Annotated in this window: 13 protein-coding genes; 5 read left to right on the forward strand and 8 right to left on the reverse strand. The window is 61.8% G+C overall.

Features of this window, described 5'->3' with window-relative positions; all coding sequences use genetic code 11:
• The first annotated feature begins 9 nt into the window (after positions 1 to 9).
• A complete protein-coding gene (locus P8014_RS01800; protein WP_337815599.1) occupies positions 10 to 879 on the forward strand; it encodes an NAD(+) kinase in 870 nt (289 codons plus the stop codon).
• A gap of 105 nt (positions 880 to 984) precedes the next feature.
• On the forward strand, positions 985 to 2,664 hold the full coding sequence (recN, locus tag P8014_RS01805) for a DNA repair protein RecN (RefSeq protein WP_337815600.1): 1,680 nt from the start codon (positions 985 to 987) through the stop codon (positions 2,662 to 2,664).
• 408 nt (positions 2,665 to 3,072) lie between these two features.
• On the opposite strand, the gene fur is transcribed toward recN, so the two are convergent.
• On the reverse strand, positions 3,073 to 3,516 hold the full coding sequence (gene fur, locus P8014_RS01810; protein WP_337815601.1) for a ferric iron uptake transcriptional regulator: 444 nt from the start codon (positions 3,514 to 3,516) through the stop codon (positions 3,073 to 3,075).
• A 110-nt stretch (positions 3,517 to 3,626) separates the two neighbouring features.
• On the opposite strand from fur, the gene P8014_RS01815 reads away from it, so the two are divergent.
• Entirely contained in the window at positions 3,627 to 3,962 is a 336-nt protein-coding gene (locus tag P8014_RS01815; protein WP_337815602.1) for an outer membrane protein assembly factor BamE, read from the forward strand.
• A 44-nt stretch (positions 3,963 to 4,006) separates the two neighbouring features.
• Here the strand turns inward: P8014_RS01815 and P8014_RS01820 are convergent, their stop codons facing one another.
• From P8014_RS01820 to P8014_RS01830, 3 genes are read right to left on the reverse strand one after another with little or no spacing between them, the layout of a single operon-like run.
• The gene (locus P8014_RS01820) at positions 4,007 to 4,306 is read right to left on the reverse strand and encodes an RnfH family protein (RefSeq protein WP_337815603.1); all 300 of its coding nucleotides are present in this window, start codon (positions 4,304 to 4,306) and stop codon (positions 4,007 to 4,009) included.
• Between the two features lie 13 nt (positions 4,307 to 4,319).
• Positions 4,320 to 4,757 (reverse strand): type II toxin-antitoxin system RatA family toxin, encoded by a 438-nt coding sequence (locus P8014_RS01825; protein WP_337815604.1) that lies wholly within the window; start codon positions 4,755 to 4,757, stop codon positions 4,320 to 4,322.
• Positions 4,754 to 6,118: a sodium-dependent transporter gene (locus tag P8014_RS01830; protein ID WP_337815605.1), complete on the reverse strand. Its 1,365-nt coding sequence runs from the start codon at positions 6,116 to 6,118 to the stop codon at positions 4,754 to 4,756. Before P8014_RS01830 ends, P8014_RS01825 begins: the two co-directional genes overlap by 4 nt.
• Before the next feature lie 112 nt (positions 6,119 to 6,230).
• Between P8014_RS01830 and smpB the strand changes: the two genes are divergently transcribed.
• Positions 6,231 to 6,707, forward strand: coding sequence for an SsrA-binding protein SmpB (smpB, locus tag P8014_RS01835; RefSeq protein ID WP_337815606.1), 477 nt, complete (start codon positions 6,231 to 6,233; stop codon positions 6,705 to 6,707).
• Positions 6,708 to 6,714: 7 nt separating this feature from the next.
• On the opposite strand, the gene dnaQ is transcribed toward smpB, so the two are convergent.
• The 4 genes from dnaQ to P8014_RS01855 are packed head-to-tail and all read right to left on the reverse strand — an operon-like array spanning position 6,715 to position 9,306.
• Entirely contained in the window at positions 6,715 to 7,440 is a 726-nt protein-coding gene (gene dnaQ / locus P8014_RS01840; RefSeq protein WP_337815607.1) for a DNA polymerase III subunit epsilon, read from the reverse strand.
• Between the two features lie 18 nt (positions 7,441 to 7,458).
• Positions 7,459 to 8,091, reverse strand: coding sequence for a LysE family translocator (locus P8014_RS01845; protein WP_337815608.1), 633 nt, complete (start codon positions 8,089 to 8,091; stop codon positions 7,459 to 7,461).
• On the reverse strand, positions 8,091 to 8,543 hold the full coding sequence (rnhA, locus tag P8014_RS01850) for a ribonuclease HI (RefSeq protein WP_337815609.1): 453 nt from the start codon (positions 8,541 to 8,543) through the stop codon (positions 8,091 to 8,093). The genes P8014_RS01845 and rnhA overlap by 1 nt, the downstream gene beginning before the upstream one ends.
• A complete protein-coding gene (locus P8014_RS01855; RefSeq protein ID WP_337815610.1) occupies positions 8,524 to 9,306 on the reverse strand; it encodes a methyltransferase domain-containing protein in 783 nt (260 codons plus the stop codon). The genes rnhA and P8014_RS01855 overlap by 20 nt, the downstream gene beginning before the upstream one ends.
• A 254-nt stretch (positions 9,307 to 9,560) precedes the next feature.
• Here P8014_RS01855 and P8014_RS01860 point away from each other — a divergent pair, with 254 nt between their 5' ends.
• Entirely contained in the window at positions 9,561 to 11,267 is a 1,707-nt protein-coding gene (locus P8014_RS01860) for a LysM peptidoglycan-binding domain-containing protein (protein WP_337815611.1), read from the forward strand.
• The last annotated feature ends 122 nt before the right edge of the window (positions 11,268 to 11,389 follow it).

The following is an 11,389-nucleotide window of genomic DNA, read 5'->3' on the forward strand; positions in this document are numbered from 1 at the left end:
CAACTGTTTATGAAGCCATTTCAGACTATCGGCGTCATCGCGAAGCGCGACGACCCCCGCCTCGCGACACCGCTCGCACAGTTGCTTGAGCACTTGCGGGAACACGCCTACGAAACACTGCTGGACGAAAGCGCCGAGGGACTGCTGCCCACCGAGACACTGCATTCCCGAGCCACCATCGGGCAGCGCTGCGACCTAGCCATCGTGGTCGGGGGCGACGGCACCCTGCTCAATGCAAGCCGCTCGCTGGCCGACGACGACGTACCGTTGGTCGGCGTCAATCTCGGGCGCCTCGGCTTCCTGGTCGACGTCTTGCCAGAACGCATGTTGCCGGTGATCGACACCATCCTAGCCGGACACTTCGTGGAGGAATCCCGCGCCTTGCTGCACAGCGAAGTCTGGCGCGACGGCACCCTGGTAACCCGACAGGATGCTCTCAACGACGTCGTCCTCCACAGCCACGAAGTAGTACGCATGATCGAGTTCGACACCTTCGTCGACCACCGCTTCGTCAACAGCCAGCGTGCGGACGGGCTCGTCGTATCCACCCCCACAGGCTCCACCGCCTATGCGCTTTCGGCCGGGGGGCCCGTCATCAGCCCGGCGCTCGCGGCCATTCTGCTGGTGCCGATCTGCCCGCATACGCTGAGCAACCGCCCAATCGTCATCGGCGCCCAGTCGCAGATCGAGATTGTGCTGTACGAGCAGAACCAAACCGCGTCGCAAGTCGCCTTCGACGGGCACACGACCACCAGGCTGCAGCCCGGCGACCGCATCCGCATCCGGCAGAAACCCGCCATGCTGCGCCTGCTGCACCCACCCGACTACGACCATTTTCACATCCTGCGCGCCAAGCTGCGCTGGGGTGAGAAGCACTGAGGTGGCGGAATTGACTGCGAAGCGATGCCGGTTAGACAAATGCGGCTCGTTCATGTCTGATACGACGAGTATCAGCACCCTGTTTCTCGCCGTTGACGGATACGTATGCTCACTCACATCCTGATTCGCGATTTCGCCATCATCGACCGGCTCGAACTCGATCTGGAAGGCGGCATGACCGCACTGACCGGCGAGACCGGCGCCGGAAAATCGATCCTGGTCGACGCCATCGGCCTGGTTCTCGGCGATCGTGCCGACAGCAGCGTGGTACGCGCCGGCCGCGAACGCGCGGAGATCAGCGCAACGCTCGATCTTGCCGACGTTCCCGACGCCCAGACCTGGCTCGCCGAGCGCGACCTCGATACGGGCGAAGAATGCGTGGTGCGCCGCGTCATCGGCCAGGACGGACGCTCGCGCGCTTACCTCAACGGCTCACCGGCCACACTGCAGATGCTGCGTGAACTCGGCGAGCAGTTGGTCAGCATCCATGGCCAGCACGCACATCAAGTCCTAGGGCATCGTGATCACCAACGCGACATACTCGACCTGCAGGCAGGGCACGCCGACGCATTGCTGACCCTCGCCGGGCAATTCCGCGCCTGGCAGCGGCTGCGCGAACGTCTGGATGCCATGAGCCTCGCCGACGACCAGCGTCAGGAACGCCTCGACTTCCTGACGTTTCAGGTCGACGAGTTGCAAACGGCCGCCCCGGTTGCCGGCGAATTCGCCGAACTGTCCGAGCAGCATGAGCGTCTAGCGCACGCGGGACAGCTGCTGGAAAACGTACAGCAAACTCATTCCCTCCTGTTCGACGGCGAACCGGACGTGCACAGCCTCCTGACCCAGGCGCTCGGTGCGCTCGAGGAGGCCGGCCGTCACGATGCCGCACTCGGCGCCAGCGTGGAGCTGTTGCGCAACGCCCAGATCGAGATCGACGAAGCCGCCGGAGAGCTGCGCCACTACCTCGACGGCCTGCAACTCGACCCGGAACGCCTCGACGCCGTCGAGACCCGCATCGCCCAACTCCAGTCGCTGGCGCGCAAACACCGCTGTGAACCGGAGGAACTTGCCGGGCGCCTCAATGAACTGAGCGCCGAACTGGACGGACTCGCGCACGCCGACGCGCGGCGGATCGAACTGGCCGCCGAATTGGAGACGAGCGAAGCCACCTGGCGGACGCAGGCAGACGCAATCAGCGCGGCCCGGCGCAATAGCGCCGCCACACTCGAACGCAGCGTAACCGAGGCGATGCAGACGTTAGGCATGGAAGGCGGCCGCTTCAGCGTCGAAGTCACCAGCACGCCGGACGGCCCACCCACGGCACATGGCTGCGATCGCATCGAATTCAAGGTCAGCGCCAATCCGGGCCAGCCACAGCAAGCTCTGGCCAAGGTCGCCTCAGGCGGCGAACTGTCTCGTATCAGCCTGGCTATACAGCTTGCCGCGACTCACGACAAGCGCATCCCGACGCTGATTTTCGATGAAGTCGACAGCGGCATCGGTGGCGGCGTCGCCGAAGTGGTCGGCCGCATGCTGCGCTCGCTGGGCAGCCGCCATCAGGTACTCTGCGTCACGCATCTGCCGCAGGTCGCCGCGCAGGCGCATCACCATCTTGCCGTCAGCAAGGTCAAGGGCAGCAACTCCACCCAGACGCAGATTCTCAGGCTCGCCGAACCGGCCACCCGTATCGAAGAGCTGGCGCGCATGCTTGGCGGCATGCGTATGACCGAACAGACGCGCGCCCACGCCAAAGAGATGCTACGGATCGCGCAGGCTGACGCTTGAAGGTGTTTGCCTCTTTCCCGAACGGAATCAGCATCTGCGTTGAACGCTTGGGAGTGATTTCGAGCGGGAATTGAGGTGTCGGCAAAATCTTTTCCTGTTTTTAGCTCCGAGGCCCGTTTCGGGTACATCGCTAATTCAGAGAGAATCCCCATACTTCAAATCGCACCCGAAACAAGCTGCCACAGCCAACGAGTGCATCGCATCGAGACGCACAAGACCAGAACCACCAGCGCTGATTCACGCCCCCTTCAACAGCCGAGCAAAAGGGCTTTAGAAATGCTTCAGCGCCACGCATGCCCTGACCAAAAACAGGGCAGCGACTCGTACTCAAAATGGCTCAGCCATCCCGATACAACGAGTTTCAACTCAGTTCCGCCGCGAACAAACAGCGGACCACCAATGCACCGACTAGGTCAACGCATCGCGCCGGTTCGGACAATCAGGCCGCTTGCAGCGCCCATACAGGATCAGCGAATGATCGCTGATCTCGAAACCGGCCTCGGCGGCAACTGCTTTCTGCCTGGCCTCGATCATCTCGTCGTAGAACTCCTCGACGTGGCCGCATTCCACGCACACGATATGATCGTGATGATGCCCGCGATCGAGTTCGAAAACCGCCTGCCCACCTTCGAAATGGTGGCGGTGAACAAGGTCGGCGGCCTCGAACTGCGTCAGCACTCGGTACACCGTAGCCAGACCAATCTCCTCGCCGGACTCCAGCAAACGCCGGTAAATGTCCTCGGCGGTCAAATGACTCGGTTCTGCCGTTTCCAGTATTTCCAATATCTTCATGCGCGGCAGGGTCACCTTCAGCCCCGCTCGCTTGAGTTCCTGCCCCTCGGATGTCGGCATACGCCCTCCTCGCCTGATACGATGGCCGCAAGCCTCCGGACCCGCCTCGCCGACTCCGCAGAACCACAACCTGCTATGATACGCTCCGCATGCACTCCAGACGAACACGAATGAAACACATACGCATTTCGCTTATCGCGGCCCTCATTCTAGCACTGGGCGGCTGCGGCTGGTTCCAAGGCTATCGCCCTCCCATACAGCAGGGCAACGTCGTCGACAAGCAGGCGCTGGCCCAGCTCAAAACCGGCATGAGCGAATCCCAGGTGCGTTTCATTCTGGGCGAGCCGCTATTGGTTGACGCCTTCAATCCCAACCGCTGGGACTACACCTACTACGACCAGCCGAGCTTCGGCAAAACCATCACCAAACACTTAACTCTCTATTTCGCCGACAAGCATCTCGTGCGCATCGTCAGAGGCGGCGAAAAAACGAAACAAAAACCGTAGAGAAGGCCACGGCCTCGTGGCATATCCCCGGCCACCAGCCGCCCTCAAGCCGGCCGCGCAGCGCGCCGTCGCCGGCTTTCCTTCGGGTCGGCGATCAATGATCGGTAAATCTCAATACGGTCACCAGGGCGCACCCGGTCATCAGGCCGACGCAGCTTGCCGAATACGCCGATTCGACAATGTTCCAGATCGATCTCCGGATACCGCTCGAGTACGCCTGAGCGCCGCACGGCTTCATCCAGGCGCATACCTGCATGGGCCGGCAGAGACAGAAGCAGCTGCCGATCCGGCCTTGCATAGGCCACCTCAACCATAAAATATGCCTGACAATCGGGCGCTTTCATCTTGCCTCCGTATTCACCGAGGCCCGTACACATCTCGCGCACGCTTGACGAAGGCATCGACCAGCGAGGCGACGATCTGCCCGAACATCGGCCCCACCGCGAGGCCAAGCAGACGATTGGAGAAATCGAACTCGATATCCAGCGATACCTTGCAGGCCTTCTCCCCCAGCAAGTCGAAACGCCAGAAGCCATGCAAGTGACTGAACGGCCCATCGACCAGGCTGATCTCTATCATCTTGTCGTTCTGCATGTTGTTGCGTGTAGTGAACGACTTGCGCATGCTGCCCTTGGCCATGTCGATGGTCGCACGCACCTCGTCCTCGCTGCGTTCGTGGATCTGCGTGGACTTACACCACGGCAGGAACTCCGGATAGCGCTCGATCTCGTTAACCAGCGCATACATTTCGTACGGCGCATAAGGCACCAGCGCACTACGGCTCAATGTCGTCATAAAGCTCCCCGAATCAGTCCCAGGGCATTCAAAAAGATCAGCAGCACTCCGACTGGCGTCACGTACCGCAGTACCAGCAGCCATAGGCGCAACAGCGGACGGCTCACGCCCAATTCCCTGCGCAGCGAACGTTCGGACACCATCCAACCGGCGAACAACGCGATCAGAAATCCCCCAAGGGGCAGCATGATATCCGAGCTGACGAAGTTAAACAGCTCGAACAGGGTTCTGCCCTGCCACGCCACGCCGGACCAAATGTTGAATGAGAAGTCCAGCACCATGCCCAGCAGCCAGACCACAGCACCGACCGCGAGTACGGCCCTCATGCGCACCCACCCGCGCTCCTCCAACCAAGCGACCGTCGGCTCGATCATCGATACGGCGGATGTCCACGCCGCAAGCACCAAAACAGCGAAGAACGCAGCACCGAACAAGCTCCCCAGCGGCATTGCGCCGAACGCCACCGGCAACGTGGTAAAGATCAGCCCAGGCCCCTGAGCCGGCGCCAACCCCTTTGCGAAGACCAACGAAAAAATCGCCATACCGGCGAACAGAGCGACACCGGTATCGGCAACCGCGACCCATATGCTGACCCGAAAGATCGAAACGTTGTTGGGGGTATACGCGCCATAGACCATCATCGCTCCGATCCCGAGGCTCAGAGTGAAAAAGGAATGCCCCATGGCCAGCAGCACCGCCTGTCCGTCGAGACGGGAGAAATCAGGACTGAACAGATAACTGAAGGCGGCACCCGCATCACCGACGATCAGCGCATAGACGACCAGCAACAGCAACAGCGCGAACAGCAGCGGCATCATGATGCGCGCGGCCCGCTCCAGACCCGCGCGAACGCCGCGCGCCGAGAACCATAGACTAACGGCGAGAAACAGGGTGAACCAGAACATCTGCCGCCACGGGTTCGCGGTCAGTCCGGCAAACATGCGACTGACGCGATCGGGTGATGCACCGGCATAAGCGCCACGCAAGCTCAGCAGCAGATAGTCGAGACTCCAGCCGGCGACCACGCTGTAGAAAGACAGGATGATGATGCCGGACACCATGCTGATGAAACCGACCCCCACCCAGGCCCGGCTACGCCCCTCGTCGAGGGCCAGGCCACGCAACGTATTGACCGGGCTTTCACGGCCACGCCGGCCCAGCGTAACCTCGGCGATCAGGATAGGCAGCCCGATCAGCACGATACAGGCCAGATAGATCAGCACAAACGCCCCGCCGCCGTTGTTGCCGTCGATGAAGGGAAACTGCCAGATATTGCCCAGTCCGACCGCCGAGCCGGTGGCCGCGAGGAAGAACGCCAGCTGCGAGGACCATTCACCGTGTATCGACTTGCGTTCGCTCACCGCATTCCCAGCATAAGAGACTGCTCCGCGCAAAAGGCTTTATTGTCCGCGATCGACGCATAAGCCTCAATGCGTCAGGACGGATCGTCCATAGATTCCCTATAATGGCGAGATGAGCAAGAACAAACCCAAGACCGGCCCCGCAACCATCGCGGTGAACCGTCGTGCGCGTCATGAGTACTTCATCGAAGACACTTTCGAAGCTGGCATTTCATTCGAAGGCTGGGAAGTCAAAAGCCTGCGCGCAGGCCGCGTGCAACTGAACGAAAGCTACGCCTTCGTACGCGACGGCGAAGTCTGGCTGTTCGGCGTGCATCTCTCGCCGCTGGCAAGCGCCTCGACTCACGTTAGCCCCGATGCCACACGCACCCGGCGACTGTTGCTGCACCGCGAGGAGATCAACCGCCTGATCGGCGCCGTGGAGCGCAAGGGTTACGCCCTCGTCCCCCTGTCGATGTACTGGAAACGCGGCCGCGCCAAGCTGGAACTGGGCCTGGCCAAGGGCAAGAAGCAGCACGACAAGCGCGACACCGAACGGGAACGCGAGTGGAGCCGCAACCGCGAGCGCCTGCTCAAACACGCCCGCTGAAACGCGCTCAGCCCTCTTCCCTGCTCCACAGACACTGTCCGCCGTTTGCGGAGGCGATCGCCTCCAGCGTCGCCGCATGGCGTTCGAGTTCTTCGTCTGCGGCGCGGACGACCCGCAGCCGAGGCCGCTCGGCGGACAGACGGCGAATCCCCTCGGTTGAGCCCGACGTTTCGCCGTCGCCCTCGGCATCGTGCGCCGCCAGCGAGAGACTGGTCTGGCCACCCGTCATGACCAGATACACGTCCGCCAGAATACGGGCGTCGAGCAACGCGCCGTGCAGCTCGCGGTGCTCGTTGTTCACGCCGTAGCGCTTGCACAAGGCATCCAGGCTGTTGCGCTGGCCAGGGTGCATCTGGCGCGCCAACACCAGCGAATCGGTTACCGAGCACAGATCCTGCATCGGAGCATGGCGGCCCTCAAGACGACTAAGTTCGGCGTCCAGGAAGCCAATATCGAACGGCGCATTGTGGATGACGAGTTCACTGCCGCGGACGAATTCGACGAACTCGTCGACAACCTCCTCGAAACGCGGCTTGTCGGCCAGAAACTCGTTGCTGATGCCGTGGACCGCCAGCGCGCCTTCGTCCACTTCGCGGTCGGGCTGGATGTAGTGATGGAAATGACGCCCCGTGGGGCGGCGGTTTTCCAGTTCCACACAGCCGATTTCGATGATCCGATGCCCCTGCTGCGGCTCAAGGCCGGTGGTTTCCGTATCCAGCACGACTTGTCGCATCAATGTCTCCTTCTGCTCTCACCGGGTCACCAGCGCCAGGCGCAGCGCCAGCGCCGAATAGATTCCGGCCATCAGCCAGGCACTAAGTCGTCTCAAGCTGACGCCGCGCCGCGACAACCAGGGACGCAGCACTCCGGCAAACCAACCCGCCGCGCTGAAGACCGCCATCACCAACAGAGTAAAGACGCCGCCCAGGAGCAGCATCTGCAAACCTACAGGACCCAGCTCAGGATGCGCAAACTGCGGCAGAAACGCGAGGAAAAACAATGCGACCTTGGGGTTTAGCACGTTCATCAACACGCCGCGCCGAAACAGTGTCCCCAACGAGCGCTCCTGAAGGGATGCCGCCCCTCCGGGCGGCGTTGCCCCCGAACGCAGAGCGTGCCAAGCCAGATAGAGCAGATACAGTACACCGGCGAATTTCAGCAAGGTGAAAGCCAGCGCAGAAGTCCGAAAGATGACCGACACACCCAGCGCAGCACCCAAGGTATGTACCAAGTTGCCGCTGGCCAGACCGAACGCCGTGGCCAGCCCGGCGCTACGCCCGCGCCGCACGCCCTGCGCCAAAAGAAACACCAGATCCGGCCCCGGCGCAATGATCAGCGCCAAGGACGCGGGCACGAACACCCACCACACCTGGGCTTCCAGCATTACGCACCGCCCCCCTGCATACGGTCGATCGCCTCATTGGCAAGGCGGTCCGCAGCTTCGTTGCCGGGATGTCCGGCATGCCCCTTGACCCATTCCCAGCGCACCTCATGGCGCGCAGCGGCAGCGTCCAACTGTTGCCATAAATCCTGATTCTTCACCGGCGAACCGGACGCGGTACGCCAACCCTTGCGCTTCCATCCTGCCAACCAGCGCGTGATGCCATCGCGAACATAGACGGAATCGGTCGTCAGCACGACCTTGCAGGGCCGTTTGAGAGCTTCCAGCGCCGAGATCGCGGCGAGCAGTTCCATACGGTTGTTGGTCGTCTGACCTTCGGCCCCGGAGATCTCGCGCTTGGTACCGTCATAGTTCAGCAGAGCCCCCCAGCCACCGGGACCCGGATTACCCCGGCAAGCGCCGTCGGTGAATATTTCAACCTCGGTCGTCGACACGAAACATACTCCTGGAAGTCGGTTTGACCACACCACTGGCAATCGCCGACCGGCGACGCCAGCGTGGACGAATCAGCGTCATACGTGTTCGCCGCTTACGGGCGACGATGATCTGCACGCCGCCCAGCACTGGGAACCAGCGCGGTCCTGCGCGCTCCAGCCAATGAAGCTTGCACCCCAGCCAGCCGCGCCAAGACGGCGGACGGTACACCAAACGCCGCACCTCGACGATTTCGAAACCCAACAGCCGCAGCCAGTCCTTGACCCTTCGCGTCGAATAAAAACGCCCGCGCCAGGGCTCATGACCTTCCCGCTGCAATGAGCCGGTAAACCAGGACCAAACGCCCCAGATACCCCATGGATTGAAGCTGAGGATGACCGCGTCGCCTTCGGGTACCAGCACACGCTCCAGCTCCCGGAACAGCGGATATGGGTCCGCAGTGCGTTCCAGCACATGCGCCAGCAACAATAGATCGGCACATTCCGAAGCCAGCGGCAGCGCTTGAGCCGAGGCACGTATCGTCCCACGTTGGGGCAGCGAGCTTATCACTTCACGCTGGCGAACGCGGCTGGAATCAAGCAGCGATGGCTCCATTCCGCCCCCGCCCAGTTGAACGCCCAGATATCCGAAACGCTCGGCCAACAGCTCGGCCAACTCGGCACGCAACAGCCCCATGACCTCGCGGCCCTGCGGGCTACGATACCACTCCACGAGCGCCTGCTCGCCCACCATGACTTCACCCTTGCTATCGTCAGCGCTCATGCGCCGAAAGCATAACGTCAGCGCCGAGTCGCCGGCCAGCACGCCGCTGCCGACACCCCTTCTTACGACACGCCATAAGCATACCCCGTGTAACGGCGACGGTCCGACCTTATAAAACTTGTTCCAGAAGTACTTCACGGTTAAGCTATGCGCGCATGAAATTCCTAAGAAAAGTCCATTCGCCGAAAGCGCTTCCAAGCCTGCTTATAGCCCTCTCATTGGGAGGCTGCGCTGCGCTCCCAGGACATCAGGCGATGGATACGTCGTCGTCGACGACCCAGCAGCAAGCAGAGGCCGTTGTCCAGACCGGAGGCCCTGTCGCCGGGACAACACCGTGTACGCAAGGTGTCGTCACCCCGGAAGGCCGCGAACCTGCCAGTGCGGCTAGCGGCAACTGCAAACAGACTGCTTCACCCCAGGCCGGCGCATCCGACGAGTCCGAGGACATCGTCAAGACAGAAGCCGAAACTCCGTTGCCGCTGTTTCCGGATCTGCTAAAGGAAGCGAGCGCCACAAAGGCCCAGGCCCCACACGACGCCACCATCTGGTCCAGCATCAGATCCGGCTTCGGCCTTCCCGCCGACACTTCGCGGCCGCGCGTCCAGGCCGAACTCGGCTGGTACAGCAAACACGCCGCCTATCTTGAGCGCGTCACGGCCCGCGCCGAGCCCTACCTGTACTATATTCTCCAGCAGTTGAAGAAGCGGCACATGCCGACCGAACTCGCACTGCTGCCAGTCGTCGAAAGCGCCTTCATTCCCTACGCCTATTCGCGCAGCCGCGCAGCCGGCATCTGGCAGTTCACACCGTCGACGGGGCTGCATTTCGGGCTCAAACAGAACTGGTGGTATGACGGCCGCCGCGACATCTACGCCTCGACCAACGCAGCGCTGGACTATTTGCAGTTGCTCCACGACCAGTTCGGCAGTTGGCTGCTGGCCTTGGCTGCATACAACTCAGGTGCGGGCACCGTTCAGGCCGCCATCCGCTATAACCAGCGCCGCCACCGCCCAACCGATTTCTGGCACCTCAATCTGCCGGTCGAAACACGCCACTACGTCCCCAAATTGCTGGCCGTCAAAGCCATTGTTGCAGACCCGCAGAAGTACGCCGTACAGCTGTGGCCGATTCCCGACAAACCCTATCTTGCGGTCGTCGACCTCAAGTCGCAGATCGACATGGCACTGGCCGCAAAACTCGCCGGCATCCAGCTCAAGGAACTCTACCTGCTCAACCCGGGCTACAACCGTTGGGCAACCGATCCGGACGGCCCGCACCGCCTGCTGCTGCCGGCAAGCCGCGTCACCGACTTCAAGGTGGCCTTGGCCAAGGTTCCCTCACGCGAACGGGTGACCTGGATACGGCATCGCGTACGTCCGGGCGACACTCTCAGCCAGATCGCCCTCGAATACCATACGACGATATCCATCATCCGTCAGAGCAATCACCTTCGGGGCAACACCATCCGTGCGGGCCATTATCTGATCGTACCGCGTTCATCCCGGCCATACAGGGTCTATGCACTGGCCGGGGGCCCGCGCAAAGTCACCAATCCTCTGCCCAGGGGACGCGGCCAGAGACGGACTCATACCATTCGCTCCGGCGACACACTGTGGGATCTGGCTCGCCGTTATCGCGTGAGTGTCCAGCAGTTGGCACGCTGGAACGGCATCAGCACGCATTCCCCGCTACACCTTGGCAAGAAACTCATCATATGGGTTAAGCCGACACGGTACGCCTCGGCCAGCCCGACTCTCTCGGCCCCAAGCGGCAACGGGCAGGTGCGTACCGTCTCATATACCGTACGTCGTGGAGACTCCCTTTACAGCATCGCCCAGCGCTTTGGCGTGGATATCCCCGACATTCGACGCTGGAACGACCTGGGACAGAAGAATCTACTGCACCCCGGCCAGCCGCTCAAACTACGTGTAGACGTGACGCAACAACAAAACGAAAGCTGAGTCGAGTCCGACCGTGAGCTTGGAGCCGCTCAGCCGAATCGAATAGAAGGGAGAACTGGGTTTACCAAACGTAAGCCGAACGAGTTCGCGTAGCGGCGACCCATTCCCAGCGCATGAACGAA

The organism is Acidihalobacter sp. (assembly GCF_037381185.1).
GTDB lineage: Bacteria > Pseudomonadota > Gammaproteobacteria > DSM-5130 > Acidihalobacteraceae > Acidihalobacter_A.